Here is a 24,234-nt window from a genome sequence, read left to right as displayed (position 1 = left end):
CCTAATATACATTTAGGAAGAAAAGTCTCCTAATTTTCTCTCTCTGTAAGATATTTTTCTGGTCATATCTGTTTTAATAATTTTGTGTGCCAGCAAATATTTAAGTATTTGAATTCCCGTTCCATATAAACAACCCGTTTTCCTATCAAACTCTTTTGTCAGATAAATGACAGGAAGTTCAGGATAAGTTTTAGCCATTTGGATAAAAAACTCGTAAAAAACATCTACATCCTTTTGATTAAAAGATGGATCATCACATAACCAGTAACTTTGATGTAGTTCTCTAATATTATCTGCCATAGTTGCATTTATCTCCATTTCAGTAACTATACCCCAGTTAATCCCTTTGTAAGTCCAAAATCTCCTCTCTATTTCAAACTTTTCGATTGTTCTATATTTATCTAATTCATTGGTATATTTTAAGGCTCTTGCAATATCAAAAACTTTATTATGCTGCTTTAATGTAATCAAGAAATCTGTTGTCATAACTACAGGCTCTTTTGTTTTAGGATCAGTAGGATGTCTAACTCCAATTAAGTCTGCAATATTAATTGTCATTTCTATCGGAAGAAGTGGAAACTGCTCTCTAATATCTAACACTTGGTCTTCCCACTCTAACAATAGAAAGTAGTCCCTCTCAAGGTCGGATAGGAAATGATGTACTCTTCCTGTCTTCCAGCTTTTTATCCTTGTGGACCTCCCCCTTGAAGATACATCCTGTGTTTTTATAAATGGTACATACATCTTCAACGTTCCAAGTCCTGCTCCCTTTTTTATTTTCTTTTCCATTTGTTCTCTCATAGAAACTTTCTTCTTTCTTGACATTATTCTCTTAACCTTTCCATAATGAATATTAGATCAAATTTTGTTTTTTATTTAATATTTTGTATGACATAGTAAACTTACTACGATACAGTAAAATATTTCATAAAAAAATGGCCTGATATTTCTATCAGACCATTTTGAGACAATCTCTAAATTAAAAAACATATTTAGTTGTTGCAGAAACATTTTTATAATCTTATTCATTTTCCCACTCCAACTACTGTATAAATATACATTGGTATTATATCCACAACTTCCCTTTTTTATGCGTGTTAACAACTTTATTTTTCTTTAGTAAACGACTTTATTTTCATAGTAAACAACTTTATTTTTTTAGTAAACAACTTTATTTTAAAACTACAAACAATTCAATTATATTCTATATCTACTATTCAACAGTAACTGCCTTAGCTAAGTTTCTTGGCTTATCTATGTCACAGCCTCTACCTTTAGCTATATAGTATGATAATAATTGAAGTGGTACAACAGCTAATACTGGTGCTAGTATAGGGATAACTCTTGGTATATATATTACATCATCAACTATCTTTTCAATGTAATCATGACCTTCCATAGCTATTCCTAAAACTTTTGCACCTCTTGTTGTAACTTCTTTAACATTACTTAAAGTCTTTTCAAATAAATGTTCCTGAGTAGCTAATGCAATTACTGGCGTTCCTTCTTCAATTAATGCAATAGTACCATGTTTAAGTTCTCCAGCTGCATATGCTTCTGAATGAATGTATGAAATTTCTTTTGTTTTTAATGATCCTTCCATAGCTACTAGATAATCAAGGCCTCTACCTAAATAGTACATATCCTCATTATCTTTTATTTCATAAGCTATCTTCTTAATCTTCTCTTCATCATCAAGAATCTCAGCAACTTTTTCTGATAGATTTAATAATTCTAACTTTATCTTTTCTATTTCATTTGACTTAATACTATTTTTAAGTTCAGCAAAATATAGCGCTACAATATAAATAGTAATAAGCTGTGTTACATATGCTTTTGTTGATGCAACTGCAATTTCTGGTCCAGCCCAAGTATAAAGTACATCGTCTGCTTCTCTTGCTATAGAGCTTCCTACAACGTTTGTTATTGCAATTACTCTTGCATTATTATTTTTAGCAAGTCTTAAAGCAGCAAGTGTGTCTGCTGTTTCTCCTGATTGACTTAATACAATCATAAGAGTTCTTTCATTTAATAATGGCTCTCTATACCTAAATTCTGATGCTACATCTACTTCTACTGGTATTTTTACTAATTTTTCTAAAACGGCTTTTCCTACAACTCCAGCATGATAAGCTGTTCCGCAAGCAACAATATAAACTTTATCTATGTTCTCAAGATCCTCTTTAGTTAATTTAATATTATCCAGTCTAACTTTTTCTCCAATCATTATTCTTGAAGTTAATGTATCTTTAATAGCCTTTGGCTGTTCATGAATTTCCTTTAACATAAAGTGGTCATATCCACCTTTTTCAGCTGCATTAGCATCCCATGTTACATGATATATATCTCTCTTAATTTCTTCTTTATTAGAATTATATATCTTAACTCCAGTTTTATCGATTAGCACAAATTCATTATCTTCAAGAAGATATATATCTCTAGTATGGTTTAATATAGCTGGAATGTCTGAAGCTATAAAGCTTTCATCTTTACCTACTCCAACTATTAGTGGACTATCTTTTCTTACTGCTACTAATTTATCTGGCTCATCTTTGCAAATTACTCCTATAGCATAACTTCCTTCTAACTTCTTAGCAGCTTTCATTACTGCATCTAGTAAATCTCCTTCATAGTAGTAATCTACAAGATGAGGAATAACTTCTGTATCAGTTTCTGATTTGAATTTATATCCCTCTGATAATAGCCATTCTTTTAGTACAAGATAGTTTTCTATAATTCCATTATGAACTACTGCTATAGTTTCATCCTCATTAACATGTGGATGTGAATTAGTATCAGATGGTTCTCCATGAGTTGCCCATCTAGTATGTCCAATTCCTATAGTTCCACTTAGTTCATAGTTATTAAGCTTTTCTTCTAAATTTACTAATCTTCCTTTACACTTTTGAACAGCAATACTTCCTTCCTCAATAACTGCAATACCTGCTGAATCATATCCTCTATATTCAAGCTTGCTTAGTCCTTCAATTAATATAGGTGCTACTTTCTTTGGTCCTAAATATCCTACTATTCCACACATAATTATCTTCCTCTCAATATTATTAATATTTACTGTGATTTTATTACAAGTATTTTAAAAGGAAGCTTGTATCTAAATACCCGACTAGATTTGTGCTGAAAATCGCTTTCCAGTTTTGCTAGTCTTTAACGGTAGTATTTATACCGTGGGGCACCCGCTGAAATCTTCGATACTCCCCATCCTCGTCAGGTTAAGTGGAAATCTAATTCCCTTGATCTAGTTCTTCAAACTTACTGAACTAATCAAATATTCTTAACCTCTAGCGCTTTAAATTAATTACTTCTTTCCTCCTTTCTTATTAAATAATTACAATCTACAAGCTTCCAATACATTATATTTTATATTATATTATATGTCAATTTATTTGTGATACTAATACTATTTATTATATATGAACTTTCAAATTTTTTTCACATTTTTAATGTAAGTTTAACTTTTACAAAAATTGAGGAGAAGTTATTTTAACTACTCCCCATATAATTCATTATTAAAACATATTTTTTAATTCTTCATATTTTTTTACAATCATATCAGTTAAGTTACTATCTTCTGATAATCCAGATATTTTAGCAATTGTATTTCTAAGTCCATTAATCTTTATATCATTTTGTACCTCTTGTGATTTATTATCCTCATTATAATTGAATAGGTATCCTGCTGCTATACCAACTGCAATATTTTCACATTCTAGATTTAACTCATGACAAAGCTTAAATGGAGTTACTAATCTATCATTGTTAGATAGTTTTCTGACAGGGTCACGCCCTACACGATAAACCTCATCCTGTAAATAAGTATTTTCAAATCTTCCTATTATTTTTTTCGCATAAGCCTTTAGAGAATCTAGATCTATTTTATGCTTCTCGCTTAAAGCCTTTGATGCTTCAGAGTGAAATCCTAAAACAACTTTTCTAATAAACTCATCTTTTATAGCTTCATGTATAAATGTATATCCTTTAAGATAGCCTAAATAAGCAGTTGTTGCGTGAGCACCATTAAGTAAAAATAATTTTCTTTCAAGATATGGTCCTAAATTATTAACATATTCTGCACCTTGTATATTATCATTAACTTTCACTTTATATTTCTCAATATCCCATTCATAAAAATCTTCAACCGCAACATCTATTGGTAACTCTTTTTCAACATTTACATTAGGAACTATTCTATCTACTGCACTATTTGGGAATCCTACTTTCTCCTTTAGATAAGCTTTTAATTTTTCACTAGCCCCTTCTAATATTGACTCTTTAAGCATATCTGTAGCAAATAATGCATTTTCGCATGCAATTATATCAAGTTCTTTTGTATTATTCTCTATCTTTTTCTCTAAAAGCTCTCTTAGTAAAGTACCAGTACTTTTTAAATTATTAGCTCCTATGGAAGTAGTTATTAGATCTGCATCCATAATTATCTTTTGCAATTCTTCTTTATTGTTTAAGTGTACAGCACTTACACCCTCTATCTTTTCTTTAGATTCTAAAGTACTTAAGGTTATAACAGTGTATTCCTTATATTTATTTATAGCATCTACTAAAGAATCTGAGATATCTACAAAAGTAATTTCATATCCTGATTTTGATAAAAGATATCCAATGAATCCCCTTCCTATATTTCCTGCTCCAAAATGTATAGCCTTCATATTACATTGCACCTTCTTCTATAATTGTTATTACTTCCTCTGGAGTTTTTGCATTCTTAAGCTTTTCAACGTTGTTTTCATCAGAAATTGTTAAAGCTATTTTAGATAATATCTCCATATGGTCATCGCCTTTTCCAGCTATGCCTATTACTATATAAGCAGTATTTCCATCACCATAATCAACGCCATTTGGGTATTGAAGAATAACTATCCCTGACTTTATTATTTCTGCTTTATGATTATTAGTTCCATGTGGAATGGCAACTCCATTACCCATAAAAGTAGAAACCTCAAATTCTCTGGCCTTCATACCTTCTATATAATTTTCTTTAACATATCCTCTAGAAACTAAAAGCTTACCTGCTCTTTCTATAGCATCATTCTTAGATTCTGATGCAAGATTTAATACAATGTTTTCTTTAGTTAAAATTTCTGTAGCCATTTAATATTCCTCCTTGTTATTTACGGTTTCAATTAGATAATTTCTAATATCTGCGATATTACTAAGCTTTAATAAATTTATAAAATCCTTTTTTTCAATTAAGGAAATACTTACTTTTCCTAAAACTTTTAGTATATAATTACTTTCATTCTCTCGTGCTATCATTACAAGGAAAGTATCTACGTCTTCTGTTGTAAATCCTATACTTCCCATGCACAGAGGTTCATCTATTCTATATACTCCTATAAAAGGAATAACCATTTCATCGCTTCTAGTGTGTAATAATGCTACACCAGTTCCTGGTATTACTACATTCCCTTTTTCCTCTCTTTTAAGTATAAGTTTTTTAATTATATCCTTATTACTGGTTAATTTAGCTTCACCAATATCATCTACAATAAAATTTATTAGCTCTTCAATTGAACTAGCTTTTGTTTTCTTTAATCGAAAGTTTTTCAGCATATCATCTACTATTTCATATTCCGTATTTTCAATACCTTGAGAATCAATTATAGATGATTCATCTATAAATACATTTTTGGTATTGGTTTTAAAATTAAAAATAAAATTATTTACCTTTTCTATATCATCCTTACTCATAAATGGTGATACCTCTAGTACATTATGAAACCTATCCTCTTGATTAATAGGTACAGTTGATAATATTAAATCATATTTTTCACAATCTATATTAGAACTGATGTCGTGCAATGATCCTATAGAAACATTTCCTATATCAGGGAAAATAGCTTTTACTTTATTAGATAATATTCTTGATGTTCCTACTCCCCCTGGACATACAATTAACACATTTAATTTTCTCAAAATTGCTTGATGTCTTTGAATAGCAACATCTATGTGCATAGTTATATATCCAACTTCTTCTGGTGGAATCTTTAGATTGTACCTTGAGAAAATTAATTTACATGCATTATTAATAATTTTAAACAACTCTGGATAATGATTTCTTATTTCACTAATCAAAGGATTTACAACCTTTAATCCCAAACTTAACATATGAATTGTCTGTCTAAAATGCTGAGACAATCCTCTTATCAATTCATGATCTGCTGCAATATTTATATTGATCTTATTTGATACTTCTTCTATAAGTTCTTTAGCTATATCATCATAATTGATATCTAATTCTATGTGACTTGTTCTCTCTTTACCAGAAAAATACTTATAATCAGTCAAATTTAGCCATAAATAAACCAACTCATCATTCGGTAAATTTATTTGATTTTTAATCAATACCTCATTAAGATATTGAATTTGTTTATATTCTTCTAAAACCATGACTTCATTTTTAATTTTTTCTGGTAAAACAATATTGTCTCCATTCTCAGTTTTCTTTATAGCTAATAAAATATGAATAAATAGTTTAAAATATTTTATATCATTTAATTGAAATAAATTATTACTAACTTCTTTCAATATACTTTTTACTAGAGTAATTTCTTCCACTCCAAAAACTATATTAAAAAAAGCAGCAACTGTTTGATCAATTTTCTTATCATATAAAAATTCCAATAATTCTTCAAATGGTTTAAACTCAAAAATTAAATCTACTAGGGCATTTCTTTTATTCCATTCTGAACCTTTAATGATTACACCATATGCTCTTTTTCTAATGAGACATAGATTTTTAGTAGTCAACCATTTTTCAATACTGTCTAAATCTAAACTTATGCTTCCCATAACCACATTAAATTTATGGCTAAAATATGAAGCTTTTAATGCTTCTTTAGACATTATTAATTCACAAGCAATTATTATTTGCCTTTGTTCCTTACTAAATAACCATTGTATAGGGACAGATTCTAAGGATATTTTAATTTCCTCAATACTTTCCCTATTTCCTGATATGGTTAGATTCATGTTTTCATCGCTAAATATGTGTACACTATGCCTTTTTAATACCTTATTAATAGAAGCTATTTCTCTTAGAATAGTTCTATCGCTTATATTAAGTTGTTTATGAAGGTCCTTTATATTTAAAGGACCTTCATTTAATATTTTACTTAATATAAATTGTTGTCTAGGAGCTAAGTTATTCATCTAATTCACCTAGTTTTTTATTTTTTCAGTTCATTTATAAATGCATCATATCTTGAACGATCCAAGAAGTTCTTTACTGTAATAATTTCTGCATCAGGAGCTGATTTTTTAGCTCTTTCACTTAGATTTTCTTGAGTAAATACTATATCTGCTCCAGCTGGAATGCTGTCAACTGATGAGTGTTTCACTTCTATATTTGTAATGTTAGCATCTTTTAGAGCCTTTCTCAATATAGATTCCCCCATAGCTGATGACCCCATACCAGCATCACAAGCAAAAACTATTAAATTTATATTTTCTCTTTTTCCATTACTTACAGCAGATGTAGCTTCGCTGACCTTTTGACCCTTGCTTTCAGCTTTCATTGCTCTCATCTTAGCTTGTGCTTCTTCAATATTATCTTCTTCACCAGCACTTCTTTTTATAATAATCGATGCTATTAAGAAAGATACTGCTGTTGCTATAATAACCCCTAATAACACCCCTAAATGTCCACCCTTAGGTGTCATAGCCATAAGTGAAATTATACTTCCTGGTGAAGGTGATGCTACAAGTCCAGCTTTAGTTAAAACAAAAGTTAGATCTCCAGCAATTCCACCTGCTATTACAGCTAATAATAATACTGGTTTCATTAATACATAAGGGAAATATATCTCATGTATTCCACCAAGGAAGTGAATTATAATTGCCCCTGGTGCTGATTGTTTTGATGTTCCTTTACTGTATAACATATAAGCTAAAAGTATACCGAATCCTGGACCTGGGTTAGGTTCTAATAAGAAGAATATAGATTTTCCTGCTTCTTGTACTTGTTGAACTCCTAATGGTGAAAAAACACCATGGTTAATTGCGTTATTTAAGAATAATATCTTTGCTGGTTCAACTACTATAGCTATTAAAGGTAATAGTCCTTTTTCAGTAATTGCTTGTGCTGCTGCTCCCAATCCTGTTGATACAGCAGCAACTACTGGTTCTATAAACTTAAATGCTAGTAAGGCCAAAAATCCACCTAAAATACCTGCTGAGAAGTTATTTACTAACATTTCAAAACCAGCCTTTACTTTACCATCTATAAGCTTATCAAACTTCTTTATTAGATATCCACCAAGAGGTCCCATTATCATTGCTCCAAGGAACATTGGAATAGAAGAACCTACTACGATACCAGCTGTTGCTATAGCACCAACAACTGCACCTCTTTCACCATGTACAAGCTTACCACCTTGATATCCTATAAGTATTGGTAATAAATATTTCATCAACGGCTCTACTAATTTTGCAAAGCTCTCATTAGGAGCCCATCCTGTTTCTATAAATAATGCTGTTATTAGTCCCCAGGCAATAAAAGCTGCAATATTTGGCATAACCATTCCGCTTAAAAATCTACCAAATCTCTGTACTTTTTCTTTTCCAGATGATCTTTTTTCTTTCATTAGAATACACCTCTTATTATTTAAATATTAATTATTACACTTATTATAATAAATGACTGGGTATACGTTTTCAATTTTAACAAGTTCAAATTAAGGATATGTTTTTTATGACAAATTTGAAATTAAGCATAAATACACATAAAAAAAGCTTAGGAAGTATGTAAGAATCTAATCCCCCTAAGCTTTTTAAGCTTTTAAGCTAATTTTGCTTTTTCCTCTATCATCTTAGCAAGAGAATGTGCTATCTTATCAAGCTCCTCTTGATTTTCTCCCTCTAGCATTACTCTTACTAATGGTTCTGTTCCAGAAGGTCTTATTAAGACCCTTCCTTTTCCTTTTAGTTGTTCTTCTATCTTTCTTATTTCATTTGCTATTTCTTCATCTTTTTCATGTATGTCTTTCATATTATTAGACACCTTTGCATTAACTAAAACTTGTGGAAGTTTTGTTAGCATTGATGCAAGTTCTGATAACTTTTTGCCACTTTTCTTAACTGTTGCTGCCACTTGAAGAGCTGTTACAAGGCCGTCTCCGGTAGTATTATGATTTAAGAATATTATATGCCCTGATTGCTCTCCACCTAGAACATATCCTTCCTTAATCATTTCCTCAAGAACATATCTATCTCCAACCTTAGTTTTTATAGATGATATTCCTTCCCTTTTTAGTGCTATATCAAGTCCTAAATTTGCCATTACTGTTGTTACTATCATATTTCCTTTAAGCTTGCCTTGTTCTTTTAGGTATTTTCCACAAATAGCAAGTATAAAGTCTCCATCTATAAGATTTCCTTTTTCATCTACAGCTAGGCATCTATCAGCATCTCCGTCAAAGGCAAGGCCTAAGTCACATTGCTTCTTAACAACATAATCCATCAATTCTTCTGGATGAGTTGAACCACAATTTTTATTTATGTTAATTCCATCAGGGTCATTGTTTATAACCTCAACCTCTGCACCTAATTGTCTAAATGTCTCAACAGCTGCCTTATACGCTGCTCCATTAGCACAATCCAAAGCTACTTTAAGCCCTTTTAAGTCCACATCTATAGTTGACTTAGCAAAGTGTATGTAATCCTCTAATGCTGATTCTTCCATAACTTTTCTTCCAAGTTCATCTCCAGTTGGACTTGGCACTCCATCAAAATCATTTTCTATTATGCTTTGTATCTTATCTTCTAATTCGTCCTTTAACTTATATCCATTACTGTTAAAGAACTTAATTCCATTGTATTCTACAGGATTATGAGAAGCTGAAATTACAACTCCAGCATCTGCATTATATTTTCTTGTAAGATATGCTACAGCAGGTGTTGGTATAATACCTACACAAACCGCCTCTGCACCTACTGAAAGAATACCTGAAACTAAAGCACTCTCAAGCATATCTCCTGAAATTCTTGTATCCATTCCAACTAATATTTTTGGCTTATGAGTTCCTTCTGTTAAAACAAAGGCCCCTGCTCTTCCTAGCTTATAGGCAAGTTCAGCTGTAAGTTCTTTATTGGCAATTCCTCTAACTCCATCTGTTCCAAACAATCTACCCATATTGCTACCTCTCTTCACATGTTTTTTGTATACCATCACTTATTATATTATATTTTTTATTTAACGTCTAATTTAACTTGGTTTATATTCCATCATTATGTGTTCCGCACTTTTCATTCCATCAACTGCAGCCGACACTATACCTCCTGCAAATCCTGCTCCTTCTCCACATGGATACAATCCTTTTAAAGATATGCTTTGGAACTTCTCATTTCTTTCAATCTTTACAGGGGCTGAAGTTCTTGTTTCAACTCCTGTCATAACTGCGTCATCTGAGGCAAAGCCTTTTATCTTCTTATCAAATTCTATTAATCCTTCCTTTAGAGTATCTATAACTCCACTTGGAAGACACCTTCTTAAATCTGCAAATTCATAACCTGGTCTATATGTTGGCTTTATACTTCCAAGTTTAGTTGAAACTCTGTCCTTTAAGAAATCTCCTACAAGTTGAACAGGTGCAATATAATTACCTCCTCCTAGTTTATAGGCAAGGCTTTCATAATGTCTTTGAAATTCCATTCCTTTTAGTGGAGTGTCTCCTATAAAGTCCTTTTCTCCAACAGTTACAACAATGGCTGAATTAGCATTCTCTTTATCTCTCTTATAATAACTCATACCATTTACCACAAGTCTTTCTTCCTCTGAGGCTGCTGCAACAACCTCTCCTCCTGGACACATACAAAAACTATATACTGCTCTATCTGTTATCTTACTTGTGTATGACAATCTATAATCCGCTGCTCTAAGCCTTGGATGAAATGCAAACTTGCCATATTGATTTTCATTTATAAATCTCTGAGAATGCTCTATTCTAACACCAATTGCAAAAGGCTTTGGAGACATAAAAACTCCTCTTTTAAATAACATTTCATAGGTATCCCTAGCGCTGTGCCCTAAAGCTAGTACCAATACTTCGCAGGGAATTTCTTCTCCGTTTATTATTACTGCTTCAAGCTTATTATTCTTTATCTTTAAATCTTCTAGTCTACTGTTAAATCTTACTTCTCCTCCTAAACGTATAATCTTTTCCCTTATATTCTTAACCACTTCTTTTAATATATCAGTTCCAATATGAGGCTTACCAATATAAGTAATTTCTTCTGGTGCTCCAGCCTTTACAAATTCCTCAAGAACAAAATCGCACCTTCTGTCTTTTATTCTAGTTGTAAGCTTTCCATCAGAAAAGGTTCCTGCACCGCCTTCTCCAAACTGCACATTAGACTCTAAATTTAACTTTCCATCTTTCCAAAAATTTTCTACAGATTTAGTTCTATCTTCTACCTTTTCCCCTCTTTCAATTACAATAGGTTTATACCCATTTTCAGCTAATAATAAAGCTGCAAACATTCCTGCTGGCCCCATTCCTACAACCACGGGTCTATGCTCCATTTTTTTATTTCCAAAAATTAATTTTTCTCTATCTACAGACTCCTCTATCTTTACATCTTTATTATTAGCTCTTTGAACAACCTTCTTTTCATTATCACACTTAACTTCAACGCTATAATTAAATTTTATGTTATTTTTCTTTCTTGCATCAATTGATTCCTTAAGTATCTTAAAATTTTTTATATCTTCTTTATCTATTCTCAGCTTTTTAGCTGCCTTCTTTTTTAATAACTCAATATCTTCATCTATATCTAACACTAAATTGTTTATCCTAATAGTCATGCGGTTTATCCTCCAGTACATTAATTATTAGCATTTGTAGAAGTAGTATTTTCCTCTGATGTTCCTCCAGAATTCTTATCCTTTTCTCCCCCAGTTGTCTTGCTATCATTTGCAACTATGCTTACATTAACAAACTTAGCACTCTGAGATACTATAGTAATGTTTTGAGGAAGTTCTAATTTTATTGGTACTGTATATTCTCCTTCATCTAAATTTTCTAGATTTATATAACATTTTATACTTTCTTCCTTTAAAGAATCTATGTAAGTCTTACCTCCAGATATAACCATCGACAAAGTTTCTTTGTCCAATTTAGCCAAAAATCCATCTTGTAAATTCTTAACTTCAATATTGGATGTTATGTTTTTTTCAACAACTTTGTCTAATATGATTTGCGCATCTACAGTAGTGCTTCCATCTATAATTTTTACATTATCAGGCACTATGAGTTTAACTGTAATGTTAGAAACTTCATCTTTTAATTTACTTAAATCTATAGGTTCTGTCTCTAAGTTAGATACAGCATTAATGTTTTTAAAATCTCCTGCTAATATAAAGTTTTCTTTAGAAAGCTTTATACTTTTTAAAATAAATCCTTTTGGCAAATCTCCAGTGGTTTTTATATTTACCCCTACATTTTTTGTTTTTTGAACAGAAACAAATACATCTGAAGTGCTAGGACTTAAAGTTACCTCCTTTACTTCCTTTCCAAGGCTGTCTACCGCCTTTAATGAAACAGCAAGATTAATATTTTTATCTACACCATTAAGATCTAATTCTGCTATAACCTTACGAACAGAGTTCACATAGGTCTCAGCTCCACTTACAGTTACAGTTTTAGGTTTTATTACTGGCTTTTCACTATAAAAACCTGTCTTAGAATCTCCTTTTACCTTAGCTTCAACTTCAAAAGTCTTTTCCTTATAACTATCAACATCAACAAATATCCACATGGCTCCATCATTTACAATATTAATATTCCCACTAGGTCTTTTAACTATGTTTACTGGTACTCTGTTTTCTCCTTTTTTCATAACATATCCGCTCAAATCTGCAACTAATTTAAACTGTTCTGGCTTTACTGCATAAATATCAGCTGGCTTTCCAGTTACATTTAGGGACATTGAAAACTTTTGATTTGGTGAAAGTATAAGCCCTGTTTGTTTCAAATAATCTTGATTAGCTATCTCTACAGGAATGTTTGATATCCTATAAGTTTTAATTGTATTATCATCGTTAGAAGTATATAGCCATAAAATAAAAGCAGCAATTACGCAGCATATCTTAACAATTAATTGTTCTCTGCTTTTTTGAACCATGCCTTCACCTTCTCCCTGTAGGTTATCTTTTTACTTTTTCTATATTTAATTATCCTTATTAAAATATCCTTAAGTCTTTCTTTTGTATAATATCTTGTCAAGTTTCCGTTTACGGCAAGAGATATAACTCCTGTTTCTTCTGATACTACTATTACTAGAGCATCTGAAACTTCAGAAATTCCAATAGCAGCTCTATGCCTTGTTCCAAGCTGTTTATTAATATCATTGTTATTAGTAAGAGGTAAAAAGCATCCTGCTGCTGCTATTCTATCGTTTCTAATAATAGAGGCTCCATCATGAAGAGGTGTATTTACTACAAAAATATTTTCTAGCAAAGCCGCTGAAACTACTGAATCTAATTTTGTTCCTGTGCTTATTATATCTCCAAGGCCTGTGGTCTGCTCTATTACAATAAGAGCTCCCGTTCTGCTTTTAGATAAATTTTCCACAGCATTAGCGATTTCCGTTATAATCATATTCATTTTCTCTTCATCTTCCAAAATATGTTTATCATTGAATGCACTTCTTCCTATGTGTTCAAGAGCCTTTCTTATTTCTGGCTGAAATATAATAACAAAAGAAAGGACCCCTATAGTTATGGTCTTATTAAGAATCCAATTTAATGTAGTTAAATGAAGCAAACTGCTTATGGGAATAAGTAAAATTATAAATAAAATTCCTTTTAAAAGCTGTTCTGCCCTTGTCTCATGCATAAGCATGTAAAACTTATAAAAAATATATGATACCACTATAATATCAAGTATGGAATAAATGCTAATACCTTTTACAGTATTAATAATTATATTAACAATATCCAATTTTTTCACCTCTTACAATTAATGTCTACTATAATTATACACCATTGTTACTTTATTAATAATAAAAAGCTTATTTATTTAACAAAATATTTAACAGAATAATTTTCGAGAATAAATTATATAATTTTATGATATACTAGAAAAAATATCCTAATATATTTAAAATTAAAATTATATTGAAGGAGTTGATATTTTGAAGAAATTCAGCAAAAAGCTATTTACACCTCTATCTTTTGTTATAAGCGCCATTCTTATAGGTGCAGCTGTTTTTTGCGGAACATATTACTTTTTTACAAGTAAATCTCAAACACCTTATATATCAAAAATAAAAACAGAAATAGACAATATAAATAAAATAAATGAATCCTCGTATATTTTTACAAAAGGGCAAACTATTGATATAGACAAAATATCTTCTTCCCTTTCACAATCTATAACTTCCTTGGAAAATTCATATTCAAGAATTAAAGGTTTAATTGTAACAAATAAATACGCTGAAGATCATAATAACTTAGTTTTAGGGCTAAAAAATAATATATTAATGTATAAACATATACTTTCTATAGTTAACAACCCTAAAAACCCTGATCTTTCAAATCTTTTAGCTGAGCTTGAAAAAAACAGAAACGATTGCATGAATTATTATGCTTTAGTTTCTATTAAGGGAATAAAACTTTCATTGCCTAATGAAAGTTTAGAATTCTTAAACAATGCCATAGCTTATACTGAAAAGCAAATTAGACAAAATACTGATGCTCAAATAGCCTTAAGTCAAAATCGAGATTTTCTTCTTACTTTTAATGATATATCAAATCAATTTAGTCAAATAAAGAAGGATTACATGAATACTATTATTCATTCTAGAAATAATGTTAGCGGATACGAAAACTTGCTAAAGGAATTAGATAATACAGAAAACGCTATAGCCAGAATAAAAACAGATTTGTCCAATTTAACTATTCCAAATGATGCTTTATCTGTATATGAAGCTTTTGCTAAGGTTTTAGATGAATATGATACATATATACAAAATTTAAAGTATTCTGTAAAAACAGAGCAGCTCATATCTATATCTGGGCTTACAAATAACGATAAGCTAAATGAGTTATATGACACTCCTGAGCAGCAAATGCAGGTTGTAGAAAATGATTATAAAAACTTTATAAGAATATATAATGAATTTGAAGATAAAGTTGTTTAGAATTATTGTTAAATTTAATTATTTTTTGAATTATTTTTTTACTATCGGGAACAATATCAATAGCCCACTTTAAATTAGCTCCAATAATTTTAAAGGAGAGGATAATGAAAATGAAAAAATTTCTTGTTAGCATAATAACTTTGATTACTATGTTAACAACTTCTTTTTATTATGCCAACGCAAAGGTAATATGTGATTCCGAAGCAAAAACTCTATACAAAGAAGAATCTCAAGTTGTAACAGTATTTAATGATAAAGGACAAAATTTCTATATAACTAAAGATGACATACATTTAATGGCTCAAATTGTATATGCAGAAAGCTGTGCTGAACCTTATAAAGGAAAGGTAGCAGTTGCATCAGTTATACTAAACCGTTTAAAAGATTCTAGGTTTCCTAATAACATAGAAGGTGTAATAAAGCAAAAGGCGGCATTTTCATGCGTGAAAGATGGAAAAATAAATGTAACTCCAGATGAAAACTCTTATAGAGCTGTTATGGATGCTCTTAAAGGTAAAGATCCAACTGACAGCGCAGTTTTCTTTTATAATCCTAAAATTGCTACCTCCTCTTGGATGAAAAATGTAGATAAGAAAAACTCCAAGAGAATTGGCAATCATGTATTTTTCGTAGTAAATTAACATATTGATAATATAACTAATTAATTATAAATATATAGTAAACTTAAATGCGAAAAACATTTAGGCAGTTCACCTTGCGTGAACTGCCTCCTATATTAATTTAAATATTATCTACTATAACTTTAAATTTCACATACTTTTTTTTATATCTCATCTACTGCTGTTAATGCAGCCACTTGGCCTTCACCTGCTGCCTTTATATACTGATAAGGCTTTCCTGTACAGTCTCCTGCAGCATAACATCTTTTAATGTTTGTTCTCATATTCTTATCCACTTTTATATGTCCATCTTCCATCTCTAATCCCGGAACTAACTGACTTGGAGATATGCTGTCCTTAAGTACAAATATTCCATCTGTTTCTATAGTTTCCTTATTCAAAACAAGCTTTGTTACCCTATCCTCTCCAACTATCTCCTTAGGTATATCATTTACAATTTTAATATTGGAGTTTAATTCTAAACTTCCTTTATACATAGGAACATAATAAACTGTTGAAGCTAGTTCGCTTACATAATTAGCCTCATGCTCAGCTTCTTTATTATAACCTATTATTGTGACTACTTTACCTTTATAAAGAGGGGCATCACAGGTAGCACAATACCCTACACCCTTACCTAAAAACTCTTCTTCACCTTTTATAGGCTTGCCATATTCTATGCCTGTAGCCAATATTACAGCTCTAGCTTCATACATCTTTTGATTTACCATTAGAGCAAAATATTCTCCCATAGCATATACAGAGTCAATTCTCTCCTCTGTTATTTCTATTCCCATATTCTTAATATGGCTTTCAAACTTTTCTTTTAACTCTTTACCAGATATATTATAAAATCCTAAATAATTATTAATTTTAGGCGCCTTCATAAGCTTAGGACTAAAATCCTTATTTCCAAAAATAATTACATTCTTATTTCTTATTTTAGCATTTATAGCTGCTTCTAATCCTGCTGGACCGCTGCCAACAATAGCTATATCATATCTTTCGCCCAAAATCTTTTACCTCCTTCATATAATGAAAGCCGACAATACCTTTTTAGGTCATTGTCGGTTTTGTATTTTACAGGTGTTTAGAAATAACTTTTTCAAAATCTTGTTTTGGCCTAAATCCAACCATATTTTCAACAACTTCTCCATTTTTAAATATCATAACATTAGGAATACTTGAAATTCTGTATTTTGATGCTATTTCTGGATTTTCATCTACATTCATTTTAAAGAACTTAACTTTATCTCCCATATCTTCAGATAATTCTTCTATTACAGGTCCTAACATTCTGCATGGTCCGCACCAAGGAGCCCAAAAGTCTACTAGAACTGCTTGCTCAGAATTTATTACTTCTTGAATAAAATTACGACTATTTATTTCTCTTACCATGTATTATCCCTCCATAAGCTTTTAACATACCCCAAGGGGGTAACCTTACATTTTTATTGTAACTCTCTTTTTTATATTAGTCAATAATTTGTTTGTCATTTTTTAATTCTTTTATTCTTAAATATTTTTCCCTAAATTATATTTAAAATACGGTATACAAAGTTTCTGCTTCCTTTGCATACCGTTTTTATAACTTATTTTAAATCTATAATTTTTTTCTCTGTATGTGATTTTATGAAATCATCATCGTCATAGACAAGAAGCTGAAGTTCTAACTTATCATTGACCTTCTTTACAGAAGTGACCTGCTGATTTAAAGTATTAGACTTATATATTTCCTTAACTTCACAAGTTTTAACATTAAGTTTATATAAATCTCCACCTACAGCTATGGTTCCATAACCATGCCCTATTATTACAGCCACATTTTCGTCATCTAGCCATTCCACAAATTTAGGTGAATTTTGTTCTTCCTTTTGAATAATATCCAAAGACCACTTTTCTCCAGTTTCTAAATCTTTCACATATATCTTACCTATTCCTTCTTCTATTGCATCTGGTCCTTTTCCTTCAATGCATATGCTCAATTTTTTATTCAAAGAATCCTTCCACTCAGTTGAAAACTTAGGATTAACTTCCTTGCCTAGATCATTCTTAGAAAACTTTATAGTATTCTCTGAAGATGAATCCTTATTCGAATCATCATTATTTTCAGCATCTTTATTTTTATCTATATCCGCAGACTCATCTTTTTTACCTTTATTCTCTTCTGTTTCTTTAGTATTCTTTTTATCAGCAGAATTACTAGTTACATTTTTGTTTTCTTGAATTTGTCCACTTGAGCACCCTGTAAATCCTATAACTAAAGCAGCTAAAAGCACGCAAATAATATAGCATATATTATTTTTTAATTTATTTATACTAGTTTTCATAAGTTTTCCCCCTTTAGTTTTTTTAATATATTTATTTTACATTAAAAATTTGGAGCATTGTATATTATACTTTCTTCATAGATTTTATTATCTTTATCATATTTATTAGTATCAATTTTTATCTTAATATCATCACTTTCTCTTACTACATCTACTATGCCTTTATTATCATTTAAAACCTTGTATATCATGAGAGCTTCTCCTGTTTTTGCATTCACCATATATAGCTCTTCTCCGTAATTAACTTCATTTTCTTTCTCTTCAAAGACAATAAATAAGGAGTTTTCACTGTCCCACTTTATATACTTAGGTTTAGCCTTTCTGTAAGCAAAGTTTAGTTCCAAATACCAATTGCTTTTATTGTATACATCTCTGATATATAACCTCTCTTCAGGATATTCTCCTTCCTTTGGAAGATAGAATCCAAAGCTCTTATCTGGAGATTCATTCCATGAGTCAAGCAACTTGTATTGAAGACTTACATCCGCAGGTTTTTTATTAAAAATTATAGGTATTCTTACAGGAACACCAACTCTTGCGAAAAGAAGTTTAATTTTCTTCTGATCTTCCTCAATTTCTTCTACAGCTATTTTATTATCTTCTGGTAATAAAGTATTTATGCCTCCATCTGCACCTTCTGCTTTATCTAAAGCTTCGCCTTCTTTAACTGTTCCATTGACAGTACTGTTTGATGAACTCTTATACTCATCATTTATATTTCCGTTTAATTCTATATTTAAACTACCTTCTGTTTTATCATCTCTTCCTACAACTTTTTCTTGTTTTGAAACAGAATTTGACTTAGCAATCTTTTTTGGTAAATCCTTTTTTAATGAATCTCCACCCATATTTTCTGGGCTTGATTTTATTGAAAATTTTTCATTCACTTTGTTGGATAAATCTGCATTAATATTCTTTTCATTTTGTTTTAACTTCATGTTTTCCTGGACTCCAAGCTTATTTTCTTGTGTGCCTTTTGAAATTTGATTATTCTCTATTATATTAAATCTGGATATAGGGTTTATAAGTACTATAAATGCTATAGCCGCTGCTATAGGTGCTCCTATCTTAATCATATTTCTATAAGGTCTATAATCTTTATGTCCATTACTTGCATACTTACTCTTATCAATTTTAGACATAATTTTATCCTTTTGACTTTCAAAAACTATATCATCAAAATTCAAAGCTTCCTCAAAGGCCTTTTCTATGAAAAGCTCTTCCTCATAAAGTCTTCTGCAAAGCTCACAGGATAGCATATGAATCTGCATTTCTTTCGTCAATTCCTCGGGAACATCCCCTGAAATAAAACTATTTAATTTTTCTCTAAACATCCTACAGTTCATATCCGCACCTCTTTTCTTCTACAGCTACTTTCCTCTTGAACTGCTCTTTTATTTTATAATACCTTCTCTTAACAGATGATTCATTTATATCTAAGATCTTAGATATATCACTAAATGTTGTTTTCTGAGAATATCTGAGTATTATTATTTGCTTGTCTATATCACTTAAAGTATTTATATATTCAGCAATAATTTGTTTAGTTTCCTCAAATTCAACAGCTTCTTCTGGAGTTATTTCTTTAGATTTTAATCCTACAAAATCTTCGATATTTGATTCATTAATCTTTTTCATTTTTCTTATGTAGTCTATGCATCTATTTTTTGCTATTCTTAAAATCCAGTTAGAAAATTTATATCTATTATCGAAAGTATTTAGTTTATTATATACTGTTATAAACACTTCTTGTGTTATATCTTCTGCTATTTGCTTATCTCTTATCATAGAATATATAAATTTTAATATAGTCACTTCATACTTTTCTACAAGAGATTCAAAACTTCTAACGTCTCCATTTAATATGTTTTCTATCAGGATTATATCGTCTTCTCTTTCCAACAAGCGGCCCCACCCTTTCACCTGCTTATTATTATATACGATTATTATACATTAAAAGTTATAAAAAAGGCATATAGTGCCTTAATTTTAAGCACTATATGCCTTTTTTTATATTTATTAGTTATTCATTATGATTTGTTTTGCCTTTAATATTGAAGTAGCGCTCATTGAAAATTCGTCTAATCCATATTCAACAAGAATTGGTATCATGCTCTCATCACCAGCTGCTTCTCCACACATTCCGCACCATTTTCCTTCTTTATGAGCAGCATCTATAGTCATCTTTATTAGTCTTAAAACTGCTGGATGGTGTGGGTTATATAGGTAAGAAACTTTTTCATTCATTCTGTCAGCAGCAAGAGTATATTGAATTAAGTCATTAGTTCCTATACTAAAAAAGTCAACATGTTTTGCAAGCTCATCTGCGCAAACAGCAGCCGCTGGTATTTCAACCATCATTCCAACTTCTAAGTTTTCATTAAAGTCTTTTCCTTCACTTCTTAACTCATTCATGCATTCTTTAAGCACATCTTTTGCAGCTAAAAATTCCTCTAAAGAAGAAATCATAGGGAACATTATTTTTATGTTACCAAAAGCTGATGCTCTTAATAATGCTCTTAATTGAATCTTAAATATTTCTTTTCTATCTAAGCAAAGTCTTATTGCTCTATACCCTAGGAATGGGTTCATTTCTTCTGGTAAAGGTAAGTATGGAAGTTTTTTATCTCCACCTATATCTAAAGTTCTTATAACTATTGGTCTTCCCTCTGCCTTTTCTGCAACATACTTATAAGCTTCAAATTGTTCTTCTTCTGATGGCATTTCATCTCTATCCATGTATAAGAACTCTGTTCTAAACAGTCCTACGCCATCTCCACCATTTTCCAATACCTGATGTATATCTTCTGGCTTACCTATATTTCCTGCAACTTCAACATGTTTTCCAGACTTAGTTACTGTTTTTACATTTATTAACTTCTTAAGTTCTTCTCTTTCCTTTTCATAAGCTGCTTTCTTTTCCTTATATTTAGCTATTGTAGCTTCATCTGGATTTATTAAAACTATTCCTTCTTCTCCATCTACAATTACAGTATCTCCATTTTTAACATTTTCAGTTATGTCTTTTAAACCTACAACAGCAGGTATTTCTAAAGTTCTTGCCATTATAGCACTATGTGATGTCCTTCCACCTATGTTTGTTATGAATCCTACAACCTTGCTTCTATCTAATTGAGCAGTATCAGATGGTGTTAAATCATGAGCTACAATTATTGTGTTTTCATTTAGATTTTCTAAATCGTCAGCTCCGTTTCCTGCTAAATTAGCTAATATTCTATTTCCAACATCTTTTACGTCCGCTGCTCTTTCTCTCATGTATTCGTCTTCCATAGATGCAAATATACCCATATACATTTCTATAACGTCACTTAAAGCCTTTTCTGCATTTACCTTGTTAGACTCTATATTCATAGCTACAGCTCCAGTGAATTCTGGATCATCTAAAAGCATAATATGACTCTCAAACACTGCCGCCTTATCACTTCCAAGCTCTTTTTCAGCCTTTTCCTTTATTTTTACTAATTGATTTCTTGAGTTGTTTATAGCCTTGTCAAGTCTTTCCTTCTCTGCCTGTACGTTTTCTATTCTTCTTTCTACTATTGATACTTCTCTATTCTCCTTTATAATTGCCTGCCCTATAGCATATCCTTTTGATGCGGCTATACCTTTTTTCATTACCTTACCTCCTATAATTTTTGAAAACTTAATCTTTAATTAATCAAAGCAAAATTCATGCCAGATTTATATGTACAGCAAAATGTACAGCAAAATCTATTAATATAACAGGATTAGCTAAGTAAATAATCTCTATAATAATATATACAGAGTTACATACATAAATTTGATACTTTTTATCAATGTTTTTCAATCATTATATCTAGTATTTGTATGTCGTATATATAAAATACTTGTAGACTTATAGATTTTTATGCGATAATATATACTTGATAAAAAATATCATATATAAAATAATATTGATATTTTTTATCAAGTATATTCATAATCTACGAAAAGAGGGTTATTTCTTATGTTTGCAAATAAAGTAACTATAAATATAGAAGATGGTGTCCACACTAGAATAGCTGCTATGATTGTCCAAAAAGCTTCTCAAATAAAGCATAAATATAACTTAGAATTATATATAAAAAAATATGAAAACTCTGAACCTTTAGCTATAAGTATGCTTGCCTTACTTTCCCTTAAAATAGTGAAGGGAGAAACTGTAGAAATCCTCTGCAATGATGACAGCTTAAATGGTAAAAAAGCAATTATTGAACTATGTGACTTTATAACAAAAAAACTGAATACCAAAAACTCTTCTATGACTAATCTTGACGCCATACTAGAAGAAAATACTATAGCTACAGAACAAATATTACAAAACCTTCCTGTTGGAGTTATAGTTATAGATGCCAATTCTAATATAACTACTATAAACAGCTATGGTCTTAAGCTTATTGATAAAGACTCTAAAGAAGTTATCGGTAAAAATATTACAGACATAATACCTAATTCTGATTTACCTTCTATTTTAAAAAATAGTAGAATTAGATATGGAGATATTAAATACGTTAATAATCATATGGTCATTGTAAATGCCTCTCCTATAATATCTAATGGAAAAATAATAGGCGCTGTAAAAATATTTCAAGATATATCTGAACTAGTGGGCATAAAGGAATTAAATGAAAAACTTAAAAGTATACTAGAAACTTCTCATGAATTAATTTGCTTTGTTGATGAAAATAGAAAAATAAGCTATATAAACCCAGCTTACGAGAAGTACTTTAATATTGATAATGAAGATATTGTTGGAAAAGATTTAATAGAAGTCTCTCCAAAAGGTTTTAGAATGAAATCTTTTAATTCTAAAAAAAAGATTGAAAATGTAGTTCATCAAAAAGGAGATATAAGCCTAATCTCCACCATACAACCTATTTTTATAGAGGATTCTTTTAAAGGGGTTATATCTATATCCAAACCTGCTAATGAAATAAAGGATTTAGTAAAAAAGCTTGATAATTTTGAGGAAGAACTTAACTATTATAAACAGGAATTGCAAAGACATACCAAGCTGAACAGTTCTTTTAAAAGCATAATTGGAAGTAGTGGAACCTTAAGAGAATGTCTTATTATAGCAGATAAAGCCTCAAAATCCTCTTCTACTGTTCTTATAAGAGGAGAAAGCGGAACTGGTAAAGAGTTAATAGCAAATGCTATTCATAATAGCAGTGATAGAAAAAATAAGCCTTTTATAAGAGTAAACTGTGCTGCAATACCAGAAAATCTTCTAGAAAGTGAGCTTTTTGGATATGAAAAAGGAGCTTTTACTGGTGCTACAAAGAGCAAGCCTGGAAAGTTTGCTCTTGCCCATGAAGGAAGTATATTTTTAGATGAAATTGGAGACTTATCCCCTTCTATGCAGGTTAAGCTTCTTCGGGTTATCCAAGAAAAGGAATTTGAAAGCATAGGTGGATTAAAAACCCAAAAAGTAGATGTAAGAATTATTGCAGCTACTAATAAAAATTTAGAAGAAATGATGAAAAGCGGAGAATTTAGAGAGGACTTGTATTATAGATTGAATGTTATAAGCATACATCTTCCTCCTCTTCGGGAAAGAAAAGAAGATATTAATTTACTGTTGGAGCATTTTATAGAAAAGATAAGCAATAAATTAAATAAAAAAATATCTGGAATATCTCCAGATGTAATGCCTTATCTTCAGAACTATGATTGGCCCGGTAATATTCGTGAGCTTGAGAACGTGGTAGAGCGTGCTATTAATATGTGTGATGGTGATTTTATAACTCTTAAAGATTTTCCATTTTATATCAAATCCCCTGCTAATACTAAGCAAAATAACGCATTAATAAATATAAGCGAAGGAGAGCTAAAAACTATGGAAGAATACGAAAAAGAAATTATATCTCTTGCCATGAAGAAGTATAAGAGCTTTAATAAAGCTGGAAAGGCCTTAGGACTGACTCACAGAACAGTTTCATTGAAATGCAAAAAATACGGAATAGAGTTTTAACTACTTTAATATCATTAAATTTTTGAAGAATAATTTCCATAATTCATTGGTAATTATTCTTCTCTTTTTTATGTTTTCTACGATTTTTTAACATATATTTTTTATTTTTTTGTAA

The 24,234-nt window shown here is 30.5% G+C and carries 19 protein-coding genes; 3 read left to right on the top strand and 16 right to left on the bottom strand.

Annotated elements, in window-relative coordinates; translation table 11 throughout:
- Positions 1–12: 12 nt before the first annotated feature.
- The 10 genes from CPAL_RS11685 to cdaA all read right to left on the bottom strand — a co-directional run bounded on the left by CPAL_RS11685 (position 13) and on the right by cdaA (position 13,973).
- Complete coding sequence (locus CPAL_RS11685; RefSeq protein WP_106024673.1) at positions 13–825, bottom strand: TnsA endonuclease N-terminal domain-containing protein; 813 nt, start codon at positions 823–825, stop codon at positions 13–15.
- 388 nt (positions 826–1,213) lie between these two features.
- Positions 1,214–3,040 (bottom strand): glutamine--fructose-6-phosphate transaminase (isomerizing), encoded by a 1,827-nt coding sequence (gene glmS, locus CPAL_RS11680; protein ID WP_061858449.1) that lies wholly within the window; start codon positions 3,038–3,040, stop codon positions 1,214–1,216.
- A gap of 487 nt (positions 3,041–3,527) precedes the next feature.
- Positions 3,528–4,682: a mannitol-1-phosphate 5-dehydrogenase gene (locus CPAL_RS11675; protein ID WP_061858448.1), complete on the bottom strand. Its 1,155-nt coding sequence runs from the start codon at positions 4,680–4,682 to the stop codon at positions 3,528–3,530.
- A 1-nt stretch (position 4,683) separates the two neighbouring features.
- Positions 4,684–5,124, bottom strand: a complete 441-nt coding sequence (locus CPAL_RS11670; RefSeq protein ID WP_061858447.1) for a PTS mannitol transporter subunit IIA — start codon at positions 5,122–5,124, stop codon at positions 4,684–4,686.
- Positions 5,125–7,185: a BglG family transcription antiterminator gene (locus CPAL_RS11665; protein ID WP_106024672.1), complete on the bottom strand. Its 2,061-nt coding sequence runs from the start codon at positions 7,183–7,185 to the stop codon at positions 5,125–5,127.
- 17 nt (positions 7,186–7,202) lie between these two features.
- On the bottom strand, positions 7,203–8,618 hold the full coding sequence (locus tag CPAL_RS11660) for a PTS mannitol transporter subunit IIBC (protein WP_106024671.1): 1,416 nt from the start codon (positions 8,616–8,618) through the stop codon (positions 7,203–7,205).
- Positions 8,619–8,812: 194 nt separating this feature from the next.
- Positions 8,813–10,165: a phosphoglucosamine mutase gene (glmM, locus tag CPAL_RS11655; protein WP_061858444.1), complete on the bottom strand. Its 1,353-nt coding sequence runs from the start codon at positions 10,163–10,165 to the stop codon at positions 8,813–8,815.
- Positions 10,166–10,237: 72 nt separating this feature from the next.
- Positions 10,238–11,836 (bottom strand): NAD(P)/FAD-dependent oxidoreductase, encoded by a 1,599-nt coding sequence (locus CPAL_RS11650; protein ID WP_061858443.1) that lies wholly within the window; start codon positions 11,834–11,836, stop codon positions 10,238–10,240.
- A 20-nt stretch (positions 11,837–11,856) separates the two neighbouring features.
- Positions 11,857–13,155 (bottom strand): CdaR family protein, encoded by a 1,299-nt coding sequence (locus tag CPAL_RS11645; protein ID WP_061858442.1) that lies wholly within the window; start codon positions 13,153–13,155, stop codon positions 11,857–11,859.
- Positions 13,128–13,973, bottom strand: a complete 846-nt coding sequence (cdaA, locus tag CPAL_RS11640) for a diadenylate cyclase CdaA (RefSeq protein ID WP_106024670.1) — start codon at positions 13,971–13,973, stop codon at positions 13,128–13,130. Before cdaA ends, CPAL_RS11645 begins: the two co-directional genes overlap by 28 nt.
- 193 nt (positions 13,974–14,166) lie before the next feature.
- On the opposite strand from cdaA, the gene CPAL_RS11635 reads away from it, so the two are divergent.
- Both CPAL_RS11635 and CPAL_RS11630 read left to right on the top strand, forming a co-directional pair.
- On the top strand, positions 14,167–15,174 hold the full coding sequence (locus CPAL_RS11635; protein ID WP_061858440.1) for a hypothetical protein: 1,008 nt from the start codon (positions 14,167–14,169) through the stop codon (positions 15,172–15,174).
- 110 nt (positions 15,175–15,284) lie between these two features.
- Positions 15,285–15,815, top strand: coding sequence for a cell wall hydrolase (locus CPAL_RS11630; protein WP_106024695.1), 531 nt, complete (start codon positions 15,285–15,287; stop codon positions 15,813–15,815).
- A 143-nt stretch (positions 15,816–15,958) separates the two neighbouring features.
- Here CPAL_RS11630 and CPAL_RS11625 read toward each other — a convergent pair whose 3' ends face one another.
- The 6 genes from CPAL_RS11625 to ptsP form a co-directional block, all read right to left on the bottom strand.
- Positions 15,959–16,807 (bottom strand): NAD(P)/FAD-dependent oxidoreductase, encoded by an 849-nt coding sequence (locus CPAL_RS11625; protein WP_061858439.1) that lies wholly within the window; start codon positions 16,805–16,807, stop codon positions 15,959–15,961.
- Positions 16,808–16,874: 67 nt separating this feature from the next.
- On the bottom strand, positions 16,875–17,192 hold the full coding sequence (gene trxA / locus CPAL_RS11620; protein ID WP_061858438.1) for a thioredoxin: 318 nt from the start codon (positions 17,190–17,192) through the stop codon (positions 16,875–16,877).
- A gap of 194 nt (positions 17,193–17,386) precedes the next feature.
- Positions 17,387–18,124, bottom strand: coding sequence for a DUF4652 domain-containing protein (locus CPAL_RS11615; RefSeq protein WP_061858437.1), 738 nt, complete (start codon positions 18,122–18,124; stop codon positions 17,387–17,389).
- A 41-nt stretch (positions 18,125–18,165) separates the two neighbouring features.
- Positions 18,166–19,470, bottom strand: a complete 1,305-nt coding sequence (locus CPAL_RS11610; RefSeq protein WP_061858436.1) for a DUF4652 domain-containing protein — start codon at positions 19,468–19,470, stop codon at positions 18,166–18,168.
- Positions 19,460–20,029, bottom strand: coding sequence for an RNA polymerase sigma factor (locus tag CPAL_RS11605; protein WP_165815367.1), 570 nt, complete (start codon positions 20,027–20,029; stop codon positions 19,460–19,462). The genes CPAL_RS11610 and CPAL_RS11605 overlap by 11 nt, the downstream gene beginning before the upstream one ends.
- 114 nt (positions 20,030–20,143) lie before the next feature.
- The gene (ptsP, locus tag CPAL_RS11600; RefSeq protein ID WP_106024669.1) at positions 20,144–21,760 is read right to left on the bottom strand and encodes a phosphoenolpyruvate--protein phosphotransferase; all 1,617 of its coding nucleotides are present in this window, start codon (positions 21,758–21,760) and stop codon (positions 20,144–20,146) included.
- A 352-nt stretch (positions 21,761–22,112) separates the two neighbouring features.
- Here ptsP and CPAL_RS11595 point away from each other — a divergent pair, with 352 nt between their 5' ends.
- The gene (locus CPAL_RS11595) at positions 22,113–24,119 is read left to right on the top strand and encodes a sigma 54-interacting transcriptional regulator (protein ID WP_106024668.1); all 2,007 of its coding nucleotides are present in this window, start codon (positions 22,113–22,115) and stop codon (positions 24,117–24,119) included.
- Positions 24,120–24,234: the final 115 nt, after the last annotated feature.

Source organism: Clostridium thermopalmarium DSM 5974 (assembly GCF_002995795.1).
Lineage (GTDB): Bacteria > Bacillota > Clostridia > Clostridiales > Clostridiaceae > Clostridium_H > Clostridium_H thermopalmarium.
The sequence above is the reverse complement of the archived record's forward strand: the minus strand, read 5'-3'. Positions and strand labels throughout refer to the sequence as shown.